The sequence below is a fragment of the Microbacterium nymphoidis genome (assembly GCF_021044885.1).
Taxonomy (GTDB): domain Bacteria; phylum Actinomycetota; class Actinomycetes; order Actinomycetales; family Microbacteriaceae; genus Microbacterium; species Microbacterium nymphoidis.
Window position 1 is genome coordinate 344,650 of sequence record NZ_JAJNOD010000001.1, and the last position, 21,049, is coordinate 365,698.

A 21,049-nucleotide genomic window follows, 5' to 3' on the forward strand; every position below is an offset into this window, starting at 1 on the left:
CCTAGCGCGTTCCGGGCCGTCGCGCCACCCCCGTGATCCGGCGGCGGCAGCCTGCCTACCGTGCCGGTATGACTGAGCGAATGACCGTACTGGTACTCAACTGCACGCTGAAGCCCGCACCAGCGGAGTCGAGCACGGGGGCACTCGCCGGACTCGTCTCCGGCGCCCTGTCCGACCTCGGGTGTGATGTCGACACGGTGCGCGTGGTGGATCACAGTGTGCAGGCCGGCGTCGAGCGTGACATGGGCCCCGGCGACGGGTGGCCGGCGCTGCTGCGGCAGGTGCTGGACGCGAGCATCCTCGTGTTCGCGACGCCGACCTGGGTGGGTCAGCACTCCAGCGTGGCACAGCGCGTGATCGAGCGCCTCGATGCCGAACTCTCGCAGACCGACGAACGGGGCCGGCCGAGCCTCTACGACCGTGTCGCCATCCCGGTGGTGGTCGGAAACGAGGACGGAGCGCATCACATCGTCGGAATCCTGGCCCAGACGCTGGGAGATGTCGGCTTCACGATTCCGGCCCAGAGCGGTGTCTACTGGAACGGCGAGGCCATGGGCAAGACGGACTTCATCGCGCTCGACACCGTGCCGGAGAGTGTCCGTTCGGCGGCGCAGACCGCGGCGGCGAATGCGATGCATCTGGCCCGCCTCCTGCGCGGGCACCCGTATCCCGCACCCGCGGAGTGAACCAGGGCGTCGGTTCCTGGAATCCTGGGTCGGGTCGGGGTGCCCTCGGGCGTGGCTTGCTGCGTCGGTTCGGGGTGCCCTCGGGCGTGGGTTCCTGGGTCACATCGGGGTGCCCTGGGGCCGTTGGGGGTCGCGGAAGTCGAACTCGGGGTCCGTGAGCGGCGGCACCTCCGGATCCTCTTCGGGAGCCGGCGCCCGCTCCGGTGCGGTCGGCGGCGCGATGTCGGGATCGCGCTCGGGGACCTCCTCCGGGTGGGTGGCGGGGCTACGCAGCGGATCACTCCGGCTGGGCTCGGCCTCCCGCTCACTGCCGGCCTCGCCGTGCAGGCCGTCGTCCGTGCCGGGCAGCTGATCATCGGTGTCCGCCTCGGGCGGGGGTGATTGCCCGCCGCCGCTGTCGTCGTCCGCCGTCCGATCGGTGCGTGAGGGCTTGACGTTCGGGGGGAGCAACCCCTGGTCTGCGACATCCCTCACGCTCCCGGTGTTGGTATCGGCCCCGGTGTTGGTGTTGGTTCCGGTGTTGGTGTCGGTCGCCGTGTCGGTGTTGGTGTTGGTGTTGGTGTTGGTGTTGGTCGCCGTGTCGGTGTCGGTGTCGGTGTCGGCCTCGCCGGCTTGTCTCCGGTCCGTGCGGGAGGGGTGAACGTTCGGAGGCAGCAGGCCTTCGTCGTAGATCTCGCTCATGATGTGCTTCCTTCCGTTCATCTCAGCGTCATGCCGCCACATGTGCGCCGCTACAGGGTTGACAAGGGCCCGCATCGCCGTCCGGATCGGCGACATCACCGTCCCAGCACCAAGGAGACGATCCCGAAGGCGCCCGCCGCGCACATGATCACCGCCGTGCCCCAGCCGAGGATCCGGGCCGCCCACCCGTTGCGATGCTCGCCCATCAGCCGCCGATCGCCGGTGATGAGCATCAGCACGATGATGAACGGACCCGCGGCGATGCCGTTGATGATGGCGGACAGCACAAGCAATCCAATGGGATCCACCCCGATCACCGAGAGCGCGACCGCGACGGTCAGACCCACCAGCAGAAGGGCGTAGAAGGTGCGCGCCTGGTGTGGCTTGCGGTCCAGGCTCCACGGCCTGCCGAGGAGCGCAGCGAAGCCCGCGGCGCCGGAAGCGGCCAGTACGGGGACGGCGAGCATCCCGGATCCGATGAAGCCGATCGCGAACAGGGCGAAGGCGAAGTCTCCCGCAATGGGCTGCAGCGCGCTGGCCGCGGCCTGGGCCGAGTCGACCTTCTGATGGTGCACGCCCAGCGTCGCGGCTGCCGAGACCACGATGGCGAACATGATGGCGACCGAGAAGAGCATGCCGATGATGACGTCGATCCGGCCGAGCCAGAGTGCCCGGCGTGCTCCGGCCGGTGACTGGTCGTCGAGGGTCAGCGGCTTCGCGGATCCCCTGCGCTGTCCGCGTCCGCGAGATCGTGCGTCCGAGCGCAGCATCTCTTCACGTTCCTCGGTCTGCCAGAAGAACATGTACGGGCTGATCGTGGTGCCGAGCACCGCCACCACAAGACCCAGATACCGGGGCTCCCACTCGAAGCCGCGACCGAGCAGCCCGCCGAGGACATCGTCCCAGTCGACCGACGCCACGATCACGACGCCGACATAGGCGAAGAGCACCAGGCACAGCCATCTGAAGATGCGCGAGATCCACGCGAACGAGCCGCGCACCACCACGAAGCCGATCACCACCCCCGCGATCAGCGACCACAGCGGCGCCGGACCGGCGTGGAGCAGGCTCATGCCTTCGCCGATGGCCACGAGATCCGCCGCCGCATTGACGCTGTTGGCCACCAGCAGTGCAGCCAGCAGCACGGCGATCCACGTGCGGGCACCGCGCTGGAACCGGCGACGGATCAGTGCTCCGAACGAATCCCCGGTGGCCAGCGTCATCCGCTCGCAGGCCTCCTGCACGACGATCATGAGGGGAAGGGTGAGCGGCACGGTCCACAGCAGGCCGGTGCCGTACAGGGCGCCGGACTGCGCGTACGTGGCGATTCCGGAAGGGTCGTCGTCGGCGGCCCCCGTGACGATGCCGGGCCCCACCGCCCGCAGAGCGCGGCGGACGCCGCCGCCGCTGTCGCCACCACGCCCTGCGGGCTGCTGATCACCCTCTGCAGACGAGGGATCCCGTTGCGGAGGGGGAGAGCTCAATCGTCCTGGACCTCCCACCGTCCGCTCCACTCCGGGTTGTCTCGGTCGCTGTAGTCGGGGCGCGCGGGCTGGGGTGGCTGGTCCGACAGCTCACCGCCTACGCGACCTCCGAACGGCCGGCCGTGATCGGCGAACTCCGCCCGCATGAACACGAACCGCCAGGGCCCGGCCGTGAACCGGGCCCCGGTGCGGAGCACCTCGCTGCGTTCGCCCGGGGGTGAGCCCGCCACATCGGTGGCGGCTGCCGCGGGATTGGCGTTCATCTCGCCCGCGCCGTGGAGGACCAGGACATATTCGTCCCGGTCGTCGTGGGTGATCGTGGCGTGCAGTGCGTCGATCCCCGGAAGAACCAGGTCACATCCCGTCGCCGCTCCGATGCGCACCTCGTCCTTGGTGAGGGCGAACGTGAACCTCTCGGTCTCATCGGTGACGAGCAGGCGGGGCTCACCCGCACCCCACGTGGAATGCGTCGTGGTGGGCGTGGGATTGGCGTCCGCGTTCGCCGGCATCTCCCGCATTCCGGTGTAGGGGACGTGAGCCTGTTCCGGCTCGTCGGGAACGGCCGTCGCCGGGTCGGGGCGGGCCTCGCCGGATGTGTCCTCCATCGCCCCGCCCCCCTCGCGATCAGGCGTGCTGGCGCTCATGCTCACCCTCCCCGATCTCTTCGACGAGCTTCGCGTTGAACGCGGGAAGATCATCCGGCGTCCGGCTGGAGACCAGCCCCTGGTCCACCACGACCTCCTCGTCCACCCAGTCCGCACCCGCATTGCGCAGATCAGTCTGCAGACTCGGATAGCTCGTCATCCGCCGTCCGTCCACGACCCCGGCCTCGACGAGCAGCCAGCCACCGTGGCAGATGACGCCGGCCGGCTTGTGCTCGGCAAACATGTCGCGAGCGAACGCCACCGCCTCGCTGTCCATGCGGAGGTGATCAGCGTTCACGACCCCTCCCGGAAGCACCAGTGCGTCGAAGGAATCCGCGCTCACCTGACCGAGCACATGATCCACCGGCTGCTCGTGACCGTTCTTGCCGGTGATGGAACCTGCGGCCGGGGCGAGCATGACGGCGCTGGCACCCGCCGCGGTGACGGCCGCCCACGGGCTGGTGAGCTCACTGTCCTCGAACCCGTCGGTCGCGACGAACGCGATGCGCTTTCCCTGCAGTTTCGACATGACTTCTCCTCTCATTGGACTCGTCATCCCTCCACGGTGCCGACGCGGGAAGCGAGCATGAAGGGGATGGCACCGCGCATCACGATGTGCTAAACCCGCGGCTTCACTCCCGGCATAAGCGAGGATGGAGGCAGGCGGCGTGGCCGCCGTGCAGATCAGCGCGGAGGAATCATGACAACGGGATCTCCCCAGCACGACGTCGACATCCCGCGCCCCACGGCAGCCCAGCTGCGGTGGCAGCGCGCCGGGAGCGGCGTCTTCTTCCACTTCGGGGTCAACACCTTCGGAGACCGGGAATGGAGCGATGGCACACTGCCTGCGGCGTCCTTCGTGCCGGAGCAGCTGGATGTCGGCCAGTGGCTGGACGCTGCCCAGCTCGCCGGGGCGCGTTACGTCGTGCTCACGGCGAAGCACCACGACGGGTTCTGCCTCTGGCCCACCAGCACCACCGACTACTCCGTGGCATCCTCACCCTGGCGCGGCGGCGCCGGAGACGTGGTGGGTGAACTCGCGAATGCCTGCCGTGAGCGTGGGGTCGGCTTCGGCGTGTACCTCTCACCGTGGGATCGGCATGCGCCCGAGTATGCGGATCCTGATCGTTATGACGACCTGTATGCCGCCCAGCTGACGGAACTGCTCACCGGCTACGGCGATCTCGTCGAGGTGTGGTTCGACGGTGCTGGGTCCGAGGGGCGCACGTATGACTGGCCGCGGTTCATGCGGCTGGTGGCGGAGCATCAGCCGGAAGCGATGGTGTTCAACATGGGTGCACCGACCATCCGCTGGGTGGGCAACGAGGACGGCCTGGCCACTGATCCCGTGAAGTATGTGGCCGATGCCGTGCCGCTCAGCCAGTACGTGGCAGGCGAAGCCCCGCTCGCGGTGCCGCGATATCTCCCGCCCGAGTGCGACGTGTCGATCCGTCGCGGCTGGTTCTGGCATCCGGATGAGAGCCCGAAGTCGGTGGCGCACCTTCTCGCTATTCACCAGGCATCGGTGCAGCTCGGCGCGAACCTGCTCCTGAACCTGCCGCCGGATCGAAGCGGGCGTATCGACGCGGCGGATCTGGCTCGACTCGCGGAGTACCGCGCGGAGCTGGACTTGCGGTTCGGGCGGCCGGTACCGGCTCGCCTCCACCACCGAGGTGACGGGGTGTGGGAGGCGGAACTCGCCGAGAGCGTGGCGATCGGCCACGTCGAGTTGCGCGAGCGTCTGGAGGAGGGGCAGCGGGTGCTTCACCACCGCATCACGGTTGCGGGCGAGGTGCTGGCGTCGGGCCACACGATCGGCGTGCGGCGCGTTCATCGTGTGCCGGTGTGCGAGACGCGGACGCTCACGGTCACGCTCACCGGGGGTGGAGAGCTGGAGGCGGTGGTCGTGCACCCGGCTGCGGACACCCGTGCGGAGCCGATGCTTCCGCCGGACTACGCGGCGTCCAGGGAGGTTCCCGATCACTAAACTTCCGCAGACACCGCCGTATTACCGATAATCGATTACACTGAGCCTGTTCGTTAGCGATTGTCGATTGCCGTAATAGGATCACGCCATGCCCGATGCCCTGGATGCCGTACCCGAGATTCGTCGTGGTCTGCTCTCCGACCAGATCTACGACTTGCTCAAGCAGATGATCAAGGGTGGAACGCTGGCGCCCGGGGAGCAGCTGGTCGAATCCGGTCTCGCGAAGAAGCTGCAGGTGAGCCAGGCGCCGGTGCGCGAGGCTCTGAAGCGACTGACTCACGACGGCCTCGTCTCCCACGTACGCCACCAGGGATCGTTCGTTGCGACGTACTCGGACGAGGAGATCGAGCAGGCGCGCGTCGCCCGCGCCGAACTGGAGACGCTTGCCGGACGCCTCACGGCGGGACGGCTGAGTTCTGAGACCCGCGAGCACCTATCGGGGCTGATCGCGCAGATGCACGACGCCGCAGAGGCACGGGAGCTCGGCCGATTCCGCGAGCTCGACTTCACCTTCCACCGCGCGGTGATCGAGGCCAGCCGTAATGTGTACCTGCCACGGATGTGGGACATCATCGAACCGAGCCTGCGCTCGCTGCATCTGCTGGGCGATCCGGATTTCGTCGGCGACTGGGGAATGGTCGCCGACTGGCACGACGAGCTGCTCGCGGTGCTCGACGCCGGCGACCCTGACGCGGCGGCCGCGCTGTTTCGGGCGCACGCCGCGGGGACGCTGCGCGACATGATCGCCGGAGGGCCCGATCCGCAGGACTGACCGAAGCGGTCGGGCCCGTCGTTACACTGCGTGGTCGCGGGAGCGCCGCCTCAGAACCCGTAGAGCATCCGGGCGGTAGCGCCCCAGAACCCGTCGGCGTCCGCAGCGTCCTCACCCCAGGCCCGCGCCGTCACGGCGACGATCACCTCGTGCGGAGCGACCCGGGCGGACATGGGCCAGTCGCTGCCGAACAGCAGACGGTGATCTCCGAAGCACCGTCGCGCGTGCGTGACGATTCCGCGCAGCCGTTCGTCGGCCGTGTGCCCGGCTCCGACGTGCCGGATCACCCCAGAAACCTTCGCATGCGCGTTCGGGTGGGAGGCGTAGTCGGCGAGGGCCCGATTCCAGTTCGTGTCCGCCTCACCGAAGCCGAGCCCCACGTGGCAGAGGATCGTCGGCAGCTCGGGGTGACGCGCGACGAGCGCGGCGGCCGCGGGAAGCTGATCCGGTCGAAGCAGGAGCTCCAGCACGAGACCATGTTCTGCCAGGCCCTCTGCGAGTGGCTCGACGCCGGGCACATCGGACAGATCGCTGCGCGCCGAAGTCGCCGCGAGCCGTACGCCGGCGAGCCGGCGCCATCGCGGCTGCAGGACCCCCGCCCAGCCGTCCGGGCCGGGTTCGTACTGGCCGACGAGGCGCATCGGGCGCGTGGCGGTCGCGGCCTCGTCCTCCAGCCAGGTGAACTCCCGCAGGGTGTTGGCCGCCTGGACCGCCACCGCCCCCGTGCCGGTGACGTCGGCGCGTTCGAGATCCGCGGCGAGGACCCGGCGCGCAAGCCCCAGTTCTGCCCGGAACCAGGGAAGGGGCACCTCATCGACATCCCAGAGATGGACGTGCGCATCCAGGTGCGCTGCAGGGGAATGGCGAGGGGGCACGGCGGCGTCAGACACGGGAGAGCTGCTCCCAGAGCGGATCCGGCACAGCGGCTTCGCTGTTGCGGACGAAGGCGTCCACCTCGTGCGGGGTCCGCGCCCCCACGACCACCGCGTCGACGCCGTCGAGGCGCAGGGCGTACTGCACCGCTGCATCGGCGATGCTCACGCCGGCGTCCGCGGCGAGCGCGGCCATCCGGCGCGCCCGCTCCTGCATCGGTGCGGGAGCCTCCCGGTAGTCGAAGTACGGTGAGCCGACCGGATCGACCAGGATCCCGGAGTTGAACACCCCCGCCGCGATCACACCGATCCCGCGCTCACGCGCAGCGGGCAGCAGCTCGCGCTGCCCGCTGTGGTCGAGCAGCGTCGTCCGGCCGGCGATCATGATCACGTCCGGATCGCTCTCGCGGACGAACCGGGTGAGCGGGTCCGGCCACACCATGCCCACACCGATCGCGCGGACCACGCCCTCCGCACGAAGCCGGTCCAGCACGGGCATGGCCGTGCGCAGAGCCGCGTCGACGTCCGCGGGGTCATGGAGGTACAGCAGGTCGATCCGGTCAGTGCCGAGCCGGCGGAGGCTGCCCTCGAGGCTGCGCAGGATGCCGTCGCCACTGAGATCCGGGCCCGTCGACGCGCCGACGGTGCCCAGGGGTGCCGGTTCGCCATCGGCGGTGAGGATCTCGCGGCCCACTTTCGTGGCGATGCAGACCCGATCGCGGGGAACTCCTGCGAGCGCGTGCCCGAGGCGGCGCTCGCTCTCCCCGGCACCGTAGTGTGGCGCGGTGTCGAAGAACCGGACTCCGCGATCGAGCGCGCGCGCCACGGTGGCGTCGCACTGCTGGTCATCCACCGTGGAGAAGAGGTTGCCGAACGGCGCGCAGCCGAGGCCGACGACGGTGGCGTCGTCGGCCTCGGTGCGCAGCGGCATCAGCGCTGGGCGGAACGCCATGTCTCGTACTCCTGACGGCTGTCGGGGGTGAGGGGGTAGTAGTCACTCAGGCGCGCACCCTCGTCGAGGCGCATGCGGCTGAAGCTCTCCCACTCCTCGTGATCCACCGCGTCCTCGGCGACGGCGGACACCATCGCCTGCGGCACGATCACTGCGCCGTCGTCGTCGGCGACCACGACGTCGCCGGGCAGGCACAGCACCCCGCCGACGGCCACGGGCACATCGAACGCCCACGGGAACAGCTCCGACTGGGAGGCGTAGTGGGGGGTGACACCCGTTGACCACACGGGAAGTCCGATGTCGGCGATCTTCCCGGAGTCCCGGATACGCCCGTCCACCACCATTCCCACGCCTCCCCGGCGCTGGAAGTAGCGCGCCAGGATGTCGCCCACGCACCCGGAGTGCGCGCTGCCGTAGGCCTGGACCACGAGCACATCGTCAGGCTGGATGCTCTCCAGCACCTTCCACAGCGCGGTGTGCTTCTCGACGTACTCCTGACCGAGGCCCGAGGCGAGATCCTCGCGCTGGGGCATGAACTGGAGCGTCACGGCGTTGCCGACGATCCGCTGACCGGTGCGCAGCGGGCGGGGCCCTTCGACGAACGAGTGCCGGATGCCGAGACCGTGCAGCTTTGCGCATGCGGTGGCGGCCGAGACCCGCTCCAGGGACGCCAGAGTGTCGGCATCCGCGCGCTGGAACTCGGGCCCGCGAACGGGAAGCTGGAACTCGGGGCGGATGAGGGCGGCGGTGTCGGTCATGATCATTCCTTTGTTGCGGGCGCGTCGGCGCGCCCGTCGTGGTGGGGGCGAACCGTCTCCGGTTCGACGGTGAGGGTGAGGCGGGCGGCGTGTGCGGGTGGGAGCTCCACCACGACGGTTCCGTCGCTGACCTCGCTGGAGCGTGTGATGCTCGGGTCCCTCGGGGACGCGTATGCCTCGCTCCGGCCCGGGTACGTGCCGTGGGCCACGCCCTCCGAACGCACGGCGGTGATCCGCTGAAGGGCGAACGACGAGGCGATGACGCGCACGCGGCGCGTAGCGATCTGCGAGAGGTTGACCAGCTCCACATCCACCTCGCCGTCACCCAGACGTGTGACCAGCGCGGCGACATCGGCGGGAAGCCCGGGCCGGTGCCGATCCTCGTCCCGGTAACGCAGCGCCGTCAGCGGAAGTCCGCCGTTGTAGAGGATCTGCGGAGCACCCGAAACCAGGTGCGAGAGCACCTCGGTCACCACCGGGTTCACCCGCTGCCAGAAGTGCAGATGCACGGTTCTCGGGTCCACATCGGCGTCCGTCATCAGGGCGACTCGTCGGGCGACCTGGCCCAGTGCCATCTCCAGTGCGTGCACGGGATAGTCCGGTGCCTCACCGAGCAGGAAGCTCACCCAGGCGGCTTCGTGTCCGGCTTCGGCCTTGTCGCGGAACGCGATCACCTCGGCCGGGTCGTGGGGGAGCCCGTCCAGCAGGGTGCGCAGTCGCGCGAGATCGGACTCGTCGCGGCTGAACCACCACAGCCAGAGGGGCAGATCCAGCCGGGGAGGACCGTAGTCGAACCATCCGTCCCGGCCGTAGCGGTGCGGGACGAGCATGCCGGGACGATCGGCGTACTCGCCGTATCGCTCGCTCCAGCCGCCGGCGAGGCTGAAACCGGACTCTTCCACTGGGCCGGAGGCCGCGTGCGACATCGGGGCGTCGAGGCTCGCACGGGCGAGGTCGAGGGCGTCGGTGGACCCGGAGACGATGGCGTGGTTGATCGCGGCGATCACGGTGGCCATGCCGATCGTCTCGAGTCCGTGCGGCCAGGTCCAGCCGTAGTGGCCGCCGTGCCAGGCGCCGTCGTGCAGACCGCCGACGCGACCATCGGGGGCGACGTTGTCCGGGATAAGGCCGTCGTTGTCAGCGGCACGGCGACGCCAGCCGTCGATGTAGCCGATCACCCACCGCGCGGTGGCCTCGTCCCCGTCGTACAGCCACCGGTTCACCGCGAGGGTGGTCGCAGCCAGGTTCACTGCGACATCGCCCGCCGCGCGCCGCTGCATCTCCTGACCCATCCGCCGGGCGTTCTCCTCGTCGGCGAGGTCGTCCCAGGAACGGATGCCGGGCAGCGAATCCAGCGGAAGACCGTACTTGCGCATCTCGGGTTGATCCGCGCGGTACGCCTGCCATTGCGGCCCGAGCCCCGGCAGGGGGCCGAGCGACCCGTTGTGCGGCGCGCGGATGATGTTGAGCTCCGGGTCCCAGTTGCCGTGGCTCGGATCGGTGTACAGCTGCGCAAACCTCCGGGCGCGTTCGGCGAAGGCGGCATCGTCAGGGTCCGCAGCGCACAGCGCGTAGAGGAAGATGAGCGATTCACCCTGGTGGAACCAGTCATAGCCGTTCTCGTACTCATCGGTGAGCATGCCGCCTTCGGTGAGCTGGGCGGTCACCCCCTCCCAGTGGCGCTTGGCGGACGCCAGGATCTCGTCGCTGCCGCCGAGGGCGTAGAAGGTGGGCCAGTTGAAGAACGGCTCGTACAGATCGTCCACGCCGTCACGCGAGTCGAACTCCGGAGTGCGCAGCACTCGTCCGTCGGCGTCGCAGAAACGCGCGTCGAACACCCGCCACGCTTCTTCGACGGCATCGAACAGCCGCCGCTCCAGCACCGCCCAGGCGGGAATCCGCGCGAGCGGGAAGGTGAGGACGCTCATCGTGGGCTTCTCCTGATCCGGCATCGTGTTTGTCTCGGGGCTCATCGAGGCGTCATCCCTTCGTGGCACCGGCGACGAGGCCGCCGATGATGTGGCGCTGCATGACGATGAAGAAGATCACCGCGGGTGCGATGGCCAGCAGCAGCGTCGGGAACACCGTGGTGTACGAGGTGCTGTACTGACTGACCGCGGAGTAGACGCCCGTGGTCACCGTGTACAGCCCCGAGCTCGGCCCCAGAATGATCTGCGGGCTGACGAAGTCGTTCCATACGCTGATCGAGTTGAGCACCATGATCGTGGCCACCACGGGGCGCATGATGGGGAAGATGCAGAGCCAGAAGGCGCGCATGCGGCCGGCGCCGTCCAGTGCTGCCGCTTCGTCGATGTCGCGCGGCACGGTTCGCAGATACGCCGCGAACAGGAAGATCGTGATGGGCAGCGTCGCGGCGGTCTCGAAAAGCAGGAATCCCGGGATCGTGTTGATCAGTCCGAGCACCCGCAGCACGAAGACCACGGGGATCAGGGTGACCTGACCGGGGATGAACATACCGGAGACGAACAGCAGGAGCAGACCCAGGTGCCATTTCGACCGTCCGCGAGCGATGACGTACGCCACCGGAGCGGACAGCAGGATACCGAAGAGGTTGACCAGCACGACGAACAACAGCGTGATCCCGTAGGCGGCCACCACATTGAAGCGCTCGGAGGTGATCGCCGCCCAGAGGTACTCGAAAGTGAGCGTGTCGAGGGAGAACCCGAGGGGGTTGCGGATGATCTCCTGCTGCGGCTTGAACGCGTTGATGATCATGATGTACATCGGCACGAGCATCACCAGTGCGAGCACGGAGAGCACGATCCCGGTGAGCACGGTGAGCAGGCGCGGGCGACGGATCCGTCGCGGGCCGGAACGGCCACGCCGGCGCGGGGGAGTCGTGAGCGTGCGGGTGTCCGCCGGCTCCTCGACGAGCGGCAGGGTTCCGTCAGTGATCAGGGCCATCAGTCGGCCACCTTCTTCTCGGCGCCACGGCGGGCGAGGGTGACGCCGAGCCCGAGCACGGCGGTGATGATGAGCAGGACGACGGACTGGGCAGCGCCGAGTCCCAGCTTGGCGTTCGCGAACGAGTCCTTGAGGATCTGGAACACGATGGTCTGCGTTCCAGCGGCCGGACCTCCGTCTGTGAGGGCGAGCACCACGTCGTAGACCTTCAGCAGGCCGACGAGGGTGAGCACGAGATTCACCGTGAGCACGGGAGCGATCAGCGGCACGGTCACGTTCCGGAACTGCTGCCAGGGGCTGGCTCCATCGACGGTGGCCGCCTCGTAGTACTCCGTCGGCACCGACTTGATGCCGGCGATGTAGAGGATCATGTTGAACCCGAAGTGCGACCACACGATGGTGGCGATCACACTCGCCTTGGCGAACCCGATGTCGGTGAGGAACGGCAGCGGGCCGAGGCCGACGGCACCGAGCACGCTGTTGACCGCACCCTGCGGGCTGAGCATCGCGGCCCAGAGGAAGCCGATGATCAGCGCGCTGATGATGTACGGGTAGAAGAAGATCGTCCGGAACACGGTGTTGGCCCGTCCCGGGCCGGAGATCAGCGCCGCGACGGCGAGTCCGAGCACGTTGCAGGCGATCGTGCCGAAGAACGCCACCACCGCGGTGAAGACGGCCGCATCGATGGTGCGCGGGTTGCGGAACGCGTGCGTGTAGTTGTCGAACCCGATGAAGGTGAAGTTGAGGCTGTAGCCGTTCCAGTTGGTGAGGCTGAGCACGAAGGCCAGGATCATCGGCACGATGAACATCGCGAGGAAGACGAGCACGGCGGGCGCGCTCATCAGGAACCCGGGAACACGCGCGCGCCAGCGCATGGCGGGGGAGGACCGGCGCGGCGGCGCGGCGGGGCGGTCGAGTGTGACCATGGGAGGCTCCATCACGTGAGCGGGGCGCCCGGAACGCCGGGCGCCCCGAGGGTCATTGCGCGTTGGCGGCGAACCAGGAGTCCAGCGCACTGTTGACGTCGGCGGCGGGAGTGCCTCCGAGCAGCGCCTGGACCTGCGTGTTCAGCTCGTCCGCGTAGCCGGCGGGCATGGTGCGCTCGCCGTAGCCGTTTCCGGTGGGTGTGTAGCTGGATGCGGGAGTGTCGGACACGATCTGCAGCAGTTCCGTGGCCAGGTCGTTCATCTCGTACTCGTAGCCGTCGCGGTAGTTGCCGTCGACCTGGAGCTGGTCGACCACCGCCGCCTTGTCGGTCGCGAGGTACTCCACGACCTTGAGCGCGGCCTCCTGGTGGTCGCTGGACTTCAGGATCGAATACGGGCTGGCGATGTTCGCTCCCATCGCCGGGTTCTTCACCGACGCGTCGGCCGGCCCCGCGAAGACCCCGATGCTGGGCGGGTTGTCCGCGTTCGCCTCGGCTGCGGCGAACCAGCTGCCCATCGGGTAGAGCGCGCTCTTGCCCGCGAGGAAGCTCTGCTCCGCATCGGGATACTTGATCCCCAGCGCGTCGGAGTTGAGGTATCCCTTCGCCACCCAGTCGGCGTACATCTCGGTGTACGCGCCGGCGGTCTTGCTGAAGGTGAGGTCACCGGAGCTCATCTTCTGGAACCAGTCGTCGTTCTGCGCCACCACCGACGGCAGCGCCAGCGCCTGGTAGGACATCTGCGACATCCAGTCGCCGCCGGTCTGGATCGGCGTCCACCCCGCGTCCTTCAGCTTCGCGAGGTCGGCGGTGAACTCCTCGAGGTCCTTCGGCGTCTCGGTGATGCCCGCCTCCTCGAAAGCCGTCTTGTTGTAGAACCACAGACTCTGCAGCTGGATCCCGACACCCGCCATGTACTGCTTGCCATCGATCGCGTACTGCTCGGCCAGTGGGCCATTCGCGGCCCAGTCGTACGAGGACAGATCCACGAATTCCTGGGCGAGCTCCGGTGTCGGGGCCAGGGACTGGACGATATCGGGAGCGTCACCGGAGGCGAGGAGCCGGGGCAGGGCTTTTTGCACGCCATCTGCGCCGGGGCTCTGGATGATGACGTCGATGTCGGGGTTCGCGTCTTCGAACGGCTTCACCAGCGTGTTCCACCATTCCTCGGTGAGGTTGGGGGTGATGTTCACGAGCACGCGCACTTCGGTGGTGCCGCCGGCGCCCGCGTCACCGCCCTCACCGGAGGCGCCCGTGCTGCATCCGGTCAGTGCGGCCACGGCGAGCAGGGCGATGCTCGTCGTCGCCAGGGAACGTTTCTTGATCATCGTCGATCCTCTCGTCTTCGAAAGCTCCGGGGGAGGAGATGAGCACGACGATAATCGATAATCGGTAACTGACGCAAGCATGCGTCGGAAACATCGGATCTTCGTTGCCCTCGGAGGGGGCGGAGCCGATCCGTGCCCTAGCCTGAACCCACGAAAGGACTCCCATGCTCCGCATTCACTTCACCGGCGACTCGATCACCGATGCCGGGCGCGACCGCACTGATCCCGCCTCGCTGGGGGACGGCTACGTATCCCTTCTGGCGCAGGCTCCCGAGCTGGCGGATGCCCGGATCAGCAACTCCGGCATCGCGGGCAACCGGGCGATCGATCTGGTCGGTCGGTGGGAGGCGGATGTGATGTCGTCCCAGCCCGACGTGCTGTCGATCTACGTCGGCATCAACGACGTCTGGCGGCGATTCGACAGCGACGACCCCACCACAGACGAGGAGTTCGAAGCCCACCTGCGACACCTACTCGAACGCGTGCCGGCCGGCGTGCGGGTGCTGCTGGTCGAGCCGTTCCTGCTTCCGGTGCGGGCGGAGCAGCAGGGGTGGCTGACCGAGCTCAGGGGAAAGCAGCGCGTGGTAGCGGATCTGGCGGGTCGCTTCGGCGCCCAGTGGGTGCCGTTGCAGCAGCGCCTGAGTGAGGCGGCGGGCGAGGATGCGGCCGCATGGGCACCGGACGGCGTGCACCCGTTCCCGCGCGCCTCGCGTCTCATCGCCGACGCCTGGCTGGACGCGTACCGCCGCCTCCCGGCCTGAACTCGCTCCCGGTCTGGAGCTGGTCCCAGTCTGGAGCTGGTCCCGGTCTGGAGCTGGTCCCGGTCTGGAGCTGGTCCCGGTCTGGAGCCGGTCCCGGGCGGGAGCCGGTAACGCTGGGTGTGCTCTGCGACGGGGTGACGTGACGGCGCTTCGGCGGGGTGTGAGCGGTCTGGAGCGGTAACGCTGGCTTCCGGGCTGAATCAGGGCCGCCGGTATTACGGTGGGGGCATGAGTGGGCTGGAGGAGGCGGATCTCGCCGAGCTGCACCGGCTCCAGCGCGCCGTGTACGGTCCCGGGGCCGGCGCCGACGCCGCGGATGCGCAGCAGCGGCTGCGTGAGTTGCAGTCGCCGACGTGGGAGGCGGCCCGGGCGCATGTGCGGGGTCGGGCCGCGGGCGACCTGCCCTCCACCGATCCCGGCCCCGGGGTTCTTCCCGATGGCCCGGGAGCAGAGGCGGTCGCTGTGACGCGTCGGGGCTCCCGGGCGCTGTCGCGAACAGAGCGGGTGCTCTGGGCGGGACTCGGTGCGCTGGCGGTGGCCCTGCTCACCGTCGTCGGGTTCTTCCTCGGCGCCCTCACGGCGCCGCATCCCGACCGGGTGCTGATCCCCGTGGTCGAGGCGGCATCCGGCAGGGTGGCCCACGAAGAGGTCACCGACTATCGCGAATATGCAGCGGATCGCATGAAGATCGGCATCGGCACGATGGCCTTCGACGGTCCGGGATTGGTGCGATGCCTGTATGTCGGAGGCCCCGACGCCGACCTGCGCACCGAGACTCTCCTCGGCGCATGCGCGCCGGAGAGCGCCTTCGGCACGACGTGGGAGGTGGCGGGGGATCTGGGCACCGGCAGCGCGCTGTTCGGCCTGACGGTGCAGGATTCGGTTCGATTCATCGAGCGGGACTCCGGGCTTGAGGTCTGGCTGTCCGAGGCGCCGGCATGAGCGCGCCGTCGCCGGAGGCGACCGGGGCAGCCTCCGCGGATGGTGCGGGGCGCGAAGGCGATGGTGCGGGGCGCGAGGGCGACGGTGCGGGGCGCCCAGGCGACGGTGCGGGGCGCCCAGGCGACGGTGCGGGGCGCGAGGGCGACGGTGCGGGGCGCCCAGGCTACGGCGGCGCATCGAGGGGTCCGGGGCGTGGCGAGGGTGGGCCCGCCCCGATCCCCGTGCGCTCGGCTGCGGGCGTTCGCGATCTCGAGCCGGACAGCGCACTCCTGCGCCGCGCGTTCGGTCCCCGGTCTGGACCCTTGGACCCCCAGGAGACGGAGGCGCTGAGGGATGCCCTTCGTCGGCGCACGCTCGAGAGATGCGGGGTCCGCCATGACCCTCTGCGGACTCGGGAGGCTCCCGCGGCGGATCGCCCGGCCTCGGGCAGCCGCGGAGAGGCGGAGACGGTGCCCCCTCGCGCGGCACGCATGTCGTCACGCTCCGCATCGGGGGCACTGATCCGGCAGCGACTGCGAGTAGCGGCCCTCGGTGCCGTCGCCGCTGCTGCCGTCCTCGGCGTGGGCGCCGGCATCTGGGCTGCCACGCAACCACGGCCGGCGCTGGCGCTTCAAGGCACGCCGGTCGCGACCTCGGAGATCGAAGATATCCTCGATGCGCAGCCGACCGTGTTCGAGGGGTTCTCGATGACGGATGGGATGTCGTACGGGGAGGCCTACGGTCTTCGCGTGATCGGTGCGAGACTCACCAGCGCGCAGCAGCACGCCTCGCTCGATTGTCTCTGGTTCGTGGATTCCGGCGAGTTCGTGATGCCGCTGTGCACCGGCGTGCGCGAGCGCCCCGGCTATCCGCGCCTGCTCGATATCTGGCGCGACGGCGATGCGCTGGTCTGGAACCCCGCTCCGTCGGATGATCTGCGCCAGATCCGGATCTCGATCGAGGGGGACCGACTGGAACTGTGGGAACAGGCGGTCAGCGTCGCACCGTGAAGAGGGCCGGCATCGGCGCACCGTGGCACGGGGTCGCAGCGCGTGACGCGAATCAGATCGTGATCGTGTCTCCCGGGTCCAGCTCGTGGAACGTGCCGCCGCCCTGTTCGGTCGCCCAGGCCAGGCGTCCGCGGTGCATGGCGCGGCCGACGGTGGACAGCGTCATGTCGTGGGTCCCGAACGCCTGGCTCGGCGCGACCTCCAGGACGAAGTCGATCGCGTCCGAGATCTTCAGCCACGGAGCCCCGAGCGGCGCGGCCAGGAGCTTCACCGGAACGCCCGGTGCCGCATAGGAATCGCCCGGGTAGTAGAAGGCATCGTCGACGAGCACCCCCACGTTGTCGATGAGCGGGATCGAACGATGGATCTCGGCGTGCACCCCGCCGAAGAAGCGGAGCGCGAAGGGGCCCGCCTGCACCGTGTCGCCGGGTGCGACGACGGTGATGTCGTAGCCCGCGGCCGCCGCGGCGACGCCGGCGGGGCCGAAGATCGGGATGCCGGGGTTGGTCGCGAGGATCTGGTCGAGCGTTCGCGGGCTCCAGTGATCCTCGTGCTGATGCGTGAGCACGATCGCGGCGGTGCGCGGGATCTCCGTGAGGCTGGCGAGGAAGCTCCCCGGATCGATGATCAGCGATTCACCGTCCTTTTCGAGGGTGACCGTGGCGTGCTCGTACTTCGTGATGCGCATGGCACGAGTCAACTCCCTTTCGTCGCTGACGCCAAGTGTGGGTGACCGTCAGAGTTGCTCCGGGGAATGCGCCCGGATCGGCGAATGGGGGATCGTTGCTGTCGCCAGGCGCAAGTGGCCGCCGGCGTGTTCAGGTGAAATCACGAGGGAGCGACGAATGCGCGGGGCGTCGCACACGCGACGTCCGGGTGACCGGCGGGGGTCACTGCGGTGAACACGCCCGGGATCGACGAATGAGGGGGCCGATTTGCAGAGCGGTCCTCATCTCATGCATACTAAATGAGTCGCAAGCGAGCCGGAAGGCCGCGAGAGACACTCGGCCCCATCGTATAGCGGCCTAGTACGTCGCCCTCTCACGGCGGTAACGCGGGTTCGAATCCCGCTGGGGTCACCGAGTGACGAAGCCCCCGGACAAACGTCCGGGGGCTTCGTCGTTTTCCTGGTTATGCACGGCCCGGGTGGGCTCCGGACGGAAGATCCAGAATGCTCCGGACATCGAATCCGGCGGTGCGTTTTCCCGCTCCCACCCCGCGTGAGAGCTCCCACCCCCGTCCTCGGCCGGCGGAACCCGGCCGGCGACAGACGTGATCCCGGCCGCCAGGAGGCGAACCGGGATCACCGGAGTGGTGATTGTCGTCAGCCCTTCAGCGCCTCGTCGAGGGCCGCGTCGTCGGCTTCCGCCTCTGCCTCACCGCTGGCCTCCCGTCGGGCACGGCGCCGGTTCTGCACCGCACGGATGATCGGCAGGACGATGAGCAGGATCACTCCGATCACCACGAGCCACGGAACCGCGAACCCGAGGGCGATCAACAGCGCGTTGCCTGCCGCGATGAGACCGTTCCAGCCGCTCCAGAAACCGTCCCCGAAGCCGGCGGGATCCGCCGCCACGGACGTGGACTTCAGGCTCAGGTTCACGGAGAGAGTGGACATCGCGACCTGATCCTGCAGGCTCGCGAGCTGCTGCTGCAGCGACTCGAGCTCCGCCTGACGCTCCGCCAGTGCGCTCTCCGCCGCGACCAGATCGGCGACCGATCCCGAGGCCTTCATCAGATCCTGTAGCCGTGCAACCGAGGTGGACAGCGAGTCCACGCGTGCTTGCAGATCCACGGACTGCGCCGTGACATCGGTGCGGTTGACCGATTGCGAGACGACAGTACCGAGATCGGCGAGATCCGCGATGGCTGCATCGATATCGGACTCCGGAATGCGCAGCGAGATGTATCCGTAGTCCACCCGCACGTCGGCCGCCAGGGGCTCGGTCATTCCGCCACCGCTGCCCACGCTCTGGGAGGCCACATAGCCGTCGTGATTCTGGGCGAAGATCGTGAGCTGCGCGGTGGCTGCGGTGATGTCCTCGACCTGCAGGCCCACGTCCGCCGTGGTGATGATCTGAGGTTCGACGGGAGTGACGGCGGCGTTCGCGCCCCCTGCGGCACTGGCGTCGCTGCGCAGCGAGGACGCCTCCGGCGCGCCCTCGAACGCCTTGCCCGCGTCGACCGCGGCGAGGTCCGGGACGGCGTTTCCGGCCGGCTCGCTCCACGCGGACGAGCCCGCCGAACTGTCCTGCGCCACCGTCGAGGCGATCAGCTGAGGACCGACGACAGCGCCGGCGGCGACAACCGCGACGGTGGCCGCGGCGGTCGTCCATCCTGCCGTCAGCCGACGGCGATGGCGACGTGCGGCGGCGGCGCGCTCCTTCTGCGTCTGCGTCGCGATGCGGGCGAAGACGGCGTCCTCCATCCGGTCGATGGTGGATGCGTCGAGCTCGGGAAGTTCGGGCTTCGCGAGCGGCGGTGTGGCCTTCATCAGCTCTCCGATTCGGTCAGGGTGGTCCGCAGGCGGGTGCGAATGCGGGAGAGACGGTTTCGGACGACGCCATGGCCGACCGACAGCGAGTCGGCCGCAGCCTGGTAGCCGTAGCCCTCGACGACGCAGAGGCGGAAGATCGCACGGTCGATCTCGCTCATCGAGGCGATCTCCTCGGTGATGCGCTCTGCCAGGTCGGCGCCGATCACCTGGTCCTCCACGTCCACGGTGTCGGGCACCGCCTCGTCGATCAGCTCGGAGCGGTTCGCGAGGTCCCGCCGACGGGAGCGGAGGCGGTTCGCGGACTGGAAGCGGCAGATGGTTGCTAACCAGGGAAGCAGGGACGAACCCTGCAGTTCCAGGCCGGCGAGCTTCCGCCACGCCACCACGAACGTCTCCTGGGTGACGTCTTCCGCGTCAGCCGCGTTGGACAGCAGCCCGTAGGCGATCCAGTAGACCGGCCTGACGTACTGCCGGTACAGCCGCTGAAAGGCGTGTTCGCTGCCTCCCGCGGCCGCAGCCACGAGGTCGGCATCGTCGAGTACTGCCTCCACGCGCCCTCCTTCTGTTGTCTCTCACCTGACAGTGTGCCGGTGGCAGATATCGTCTCAGACTCCGCTGTCCCGATCCGTGCACTGCGTCGCGGCGGCACGCGGATCACACGCTAGAATCGACGAAGCGAGGGGGAGTATCCCGTAAACGCGCCATCGTCATCACGAGCTCCGGCTCCGGTTGCGCACCGCTCATCGAGCGGGGGAGAGACTTTCGGTCATTTCGTCAACCTCCGAAAGGCCTCCGTGATCTCCACGACCTTCCTTCCCCTGCAGAATGTTCTGCTCGAACTGCCGCCGCTCTTCGAGATCGGATCACTCGTCGTCCTGGTGCTGATCCTCGTGGCGGATCTCCTGCTGGTCCTCAAGCGCCCGCACATCCCCTCGACGAAGGAGTCGACCCTGTGGGTCGTCTTCTATGTGACCTTGGCGCTGATCTTCGCGGTGCTGATCTGGATCTTCGCCGACGGCGAGCACGCGGGTCAGTTCATCGCCGGCTGGCTCACCGAGTACAGCCTCTCGATCGACAACCTCTTCGTCTTCGTGCTCATCATGACGCAGTTCAAGGTGCCGCGCCGCTATCAGCAGGAGGTGCTGATGGTGGGCATCATCATCGCGCTGATCCTGCGCGCAGCCTTCATCCTGCTCGGCTCCGCCGTGATCGAGCGCTGGTCGTGGATCTTCTACATCTTCGGCGCCTTCCTCCTCTACACGGCCATCAAGCAGGCGCTGGAGAACTCCTCCGACGACGAGGAGGAAAAGGAGAGCTTCGTGGTGCGCCTCGTGCGCCGGGTCATCCCCGTCACCGACGAGTTCGACGGTGCGAAGATCACCACCCGCATCGACGGCCGTCGGTACTTCACGCCGATGATCATCGTCTTCATCGCGATCGGCGTGACGGACCTGCTGTTCGCGATCGACTCCATCCCTGCGATCTTCGGTATCACCACGAGCCCGTTCATCGTCTTCACGGCCAACCTGTTCGCGCTCATGGGCCTGCGCCAGCTCTACTTCCTGCTGGGCGATCTCCTCGAGCGCCTGCGTTACCTGCACTACGGCATCGCGGCCATCCTGGCGTTCATCGGCGTGAAGCTCGTCTTCCACGCGATGCACGAGAACACGGTTCCGTTCCTCAATGGCGGACAGCCCTTCGAATGGGCGCCGGAGATCAGCACGTGGACGTCGCTCATCGTGATCGTCGCATCGATGGCCATCGCCACGATCGCCAGCCTGATCGCGTCGGGCCGTGAGCGTCGTGTCGCGGCGCGTAACGTCGAATCGCTGGACTGACCCGCGGT

The 21,049-nt window shown here is 68.5% G+C and carries 21 protein-coding genes and 1 tRNA gene; 8 read left to right on the forward strand and 14 right to left on the reverse strand.

Annotation, left to right across the window (positions count from 1 at the left end):
* Positions 1-68 precede the first annotated feature (68 nt).
* The gene (locus tag LQ566_RS01660) at positions 69-686 is read left to right on the forward strand and encodes a flavodoxin family protein (protein WP_231089823.1); all 618 of its coding nucleotides are present in this window, start codon (positions 69-71) and stop codon (positions 684-686) included.
* Positions 687-785: 99 nt separating this feature from the next.
* On the opposite strand, the gene LQ566_RS01665 is transcribed toward LQ566_RS01660, so the two are convergent.
* The 4 genes from LQ566_RS01665 to LQ566_RS01680 all read right to left on the reverse strand — a co-directional run bounded on the left by LQ566_RS01665 (position 786) and on the right by LQ566_RS01680 (position 4,024).
* On the reverse strand, positions 786-1,367 hold the full coding sequence (locus LQ566_RS01665; protein WP_231089824.1) for a hypothetical protein: 582 nt from the start codon (positions 1,365-1,367) through the stop codon (positions 786-788).
* A gap of 95 nt (positions 1,368-1,462) precedes the next feature.
* Positions 1,463-2,851 (reverse strand): Nramp family divalent metal transporter, encoded by a 1,389-nt coding sequence (locus LQ566_RS01670; RefSeq protein WP_231089825.1) that lies wholly within the window; start codon positions 2,849-2,851, stop codon positions 1,463-1,465.
* A complete protein-coding gene (locus LQ566_RS01675) occupies positions 2,848-3,495 on the reverse strand; it encodes an FHA domain-containing protein (RefSeq protein WP_231089826.1) in 648 nt (215 codons plus the stop codon). Before LQ566_RS01675 ends, LQ566_RS01670 begins: the two co-directional genes overlap by 4 nt.
* Complete coding sequence (locus LQ566_RS01680) at positions 3,476-4,024, reverse strand: type 1 glutamine amidotransferase domain-containing protein (RefSeq protein ID WP_231089827.1); 549 nt, start codon at positions 4,022-4,024, stop codon at positions 3,476-3,478. Before LQ566_RS01680 ends, LQ566_RS01675 begins: the two co-directional genes overlap by 20 nt.
* Positions 4,025-4,195: 171 nt before the next feature.
* On the opposite strand from LQ566_RS01680, the gene LQ566_RS01685 reads away from it, so the two are divergent.
* Together LQ566_RS01685 and LQ566_RS01690 are read left to right on the forward strand one after the other, a co-directional pair.
* Complete coding sequence (locus LQ566_RS01685) at positions 4,196-5,482, forward strand: alpha-L-fucosidase (protein WP_231089828.1); 1,287 nt, start codon at positions 4,196-4,198, stop codon at positions 5,480-5,482.
* Positions 5,483-5,570: 88 nt separating this feature from the next.
* Complete coding sequence (locus LQ566_RS01690) at positions 5,571-6,254, forward strand: GntR family transcriptional regulator (RefSeq protein WP_231089829.1); 684 nt, start codon at positions 5,571-5,573, stop codon at positions 6,252-6,254.
* Between the two features lie 50 nt (positions 6,255-6,304).
* On the opposite strand, the gene LQ566_RS01695 is transcribed toward LQ566_RS01690, so the two are convergent.
* Genes LQ566_RS01695 through LQ566_RS01725 form a run of 7 tightly spaced genes read right to left on the reverse strand, consistent with a single transcriptional unit; the run spans position 6,305 to position 14,014 of the window.
* Entirely contained in the window at positions 6,305-7,144 is an 840-nt protein-coding gene (locus tag LQ566_RS01695; protein WP_231089830.1) for an amidohydrolase family protein, read from the reverse strand.
* The gene (locus tag LQ566_RS01700; protein WP_231089831.1) at positions 7,137-8,078 is read right to left on the reverse strand and encodes an aldo/keto reductase; all 942 of its coding nucleotides are present in this window, start codon (positions 8,076-8,078) and stop codon (positions 7,137-7,139) included. Before LQ566_RS01700 ends, LQ566_RS01695 begins: the two co-directional genes overlap by 8 nt.
* Positions 8,057-8,836, reverse strand: coding sequence for an RraA family protein (locus LQ566_RS01705; RefSeq protein WP_231089832.1), 780 nt, complete (start codon positions 8,834-8,836; stop codon positions 8,057-8,059). The genes LQ566_RS01700 and LQ566_RS01705 overlap by 22 nt, the downstream gene beginning before the upstream one ends.
* Before the next feature lie 2 nt (positions 8,837-8,838).
* Complete coding sequence (locus tag LQ566_RS01710; RefSeq protein WP_231089833.1) at positions 8,839-10,809, reverse strand: DUF8034 domain-containing protein; 1,971 nt, start codon at positions 10,807-10,809, stop codon at positions 8,839-8,841.
* A gap of 7 nt (positions 10,810-10,816) precedes the next feature.
* A complete protein-coding gene (locus tag LQ566_RS01715) occupies positions 10,817-11,761 on the reverse strand; it encodes a carbohydrate ABC transporter permease (RefSeq protein WP_231089834.1) in 945 nt (314 codons plus the stop codon).
* Positions 11,761-12,687 carry a carbohydrate ABC transporter permease gene (locus tag LQ566_RS01720; RefSeq protein WP_231089835.1) on the reverse strand — a complete coding sequence of 309 codons (927 nt, stop codon included), beginning with the start codon at positions 12,685-12,687 and terminating at the stop codon, positions 11,761-11,763. Before LQ566_RS01720 ends, LQ566_RS01715 begins: the two co-directional genes overlap by 1 nt.
* Positions 12,688-12,739: 52 nt before the next feature.
* Entirely contained in the window at positions 12,740-14,014 is a 1,275-nt protein-coding gene (locus tag LQ566_RS01725; RefSeq protein WP_231089836.1) for an ABC transporter substrate-binding protein, read from the reverse strand.
* A 164-nt stretch (positions 14,015-14,178) separates the two neighbouring features.
* On the opposite strand from LQ566_RS01725, the gene LQ566_RS01730 reads away from it, so the two are divergent.
* The 3 genes from LQ566_RS01730 to LQ566_RS01740 all read left to right on the forward strand — a co-directional run bounded on the left by LQ566_RS01730 (position 14,179) and on the right by LQ566_RS01740 (position 16,706).
* Positions 14,179-14,775 (forward strand): GDSL-type esterase/lipase family protein, encoded by a 597-nt coding sequence (locus LQ566_RS01730; protein WP_231089837.1) that lies wholly within the window; start codon positions 14,179-14,181, stop codon positions 14,773-14,775.
* Between the two features lie 228 nt (positions 14,776-15,003).
* On the forward strand, positions 15,004-15,717 hold the full coding sequence (locus LQ566_RS01735) for a hypothetical protein (RefSeq protein ID WP_231089838.1): 714 nt from the start codon (positions 15,004-15,006) through the stop codon (positions 15,715-15,717).
* 449 nt (positions 15,718-16,166) lie between these two features.
* Complete coding sequence (locus tag LQ566_RS01740) at positions 16,167-16,706, forward strand: hypothetical protein (RefSeq protein WP_231091406.1); 540 nt, start codon at positions 16,167-16,169, stop codon at positions 16,704-16,706.
* 52 nt (positions 16,707-16,758) lie between these two features.
* On the opposite strand, the gene LQ566_RS01745 is transcribed toward LQ566_RS01740, so the two are convergent.
* On the reverse strand, positions 16,759-17,394 hold the full coding sequence (locus LQ566_RS01745) for an MBL fold metallo-hydrolase (RefSeq protein WP_231089839.1): 636 nt from the start codon (positions 17,392-17,394) through the stop codon (positions 16,759-16,761).
* Between the two features lie 318 nt (positions 17,395-17,712).
* On the opposite strand from LQ566_RS01745, the gene LQ566_RS01750 reads away from it, so the two are divergent.
* Positions 17,713-17,785: transfer RNA gene (locus tag LQ566_RS01750), tRNA-Glu, on the forward strand.
* 245 nt (positions 17,786-18,030) lie between these two features.
* Here LQ566_RS01750 and LQ566_RS01755 read toward each other — a convergent pair.
* Positions 18,031-19,200, reverse strand: a complete 1,170-nt coding sequence (locus LQ566_RS01755) for a DUF4349 domain-containing protein (RefSeq protein ID WP_231089840.1) — start codon at positions 19,198-19,200, stop codon at positions 18,031-18,033.
* Positions 19,200-19,754, reverse strand: coding sequence for an RNA polymerase sigma factor (locus LQ566_RS01760; protein ID WP_231089841.1), 555 nt, complete (start codon positions 19,752-19,754; stop codon positions 19,200-19,202). The genes LQ566_RS01755 and LQ566_RS01760 overlap by 1 nt, the downstream gene beginning before the upstream one ends.
* Positions 19,755-19,997: 243 nt before the next feature.
* Between LQ566_RS01760 and LQ566_RS01765 the strand changes: the two genes are divergently transcribed.
* Complete coding sequence (locus LQ566_RS01765) at positions 19,998-21,041, forward strand: TerC family protein (RefSeq protein ID WP_231089842.1); 1,044 nt, start codon at positions 19,998-20,000, stop codon at positions 21,039-21,041.
* Positions 21,042-21,049: the final 8 nt, after the last annotated feature.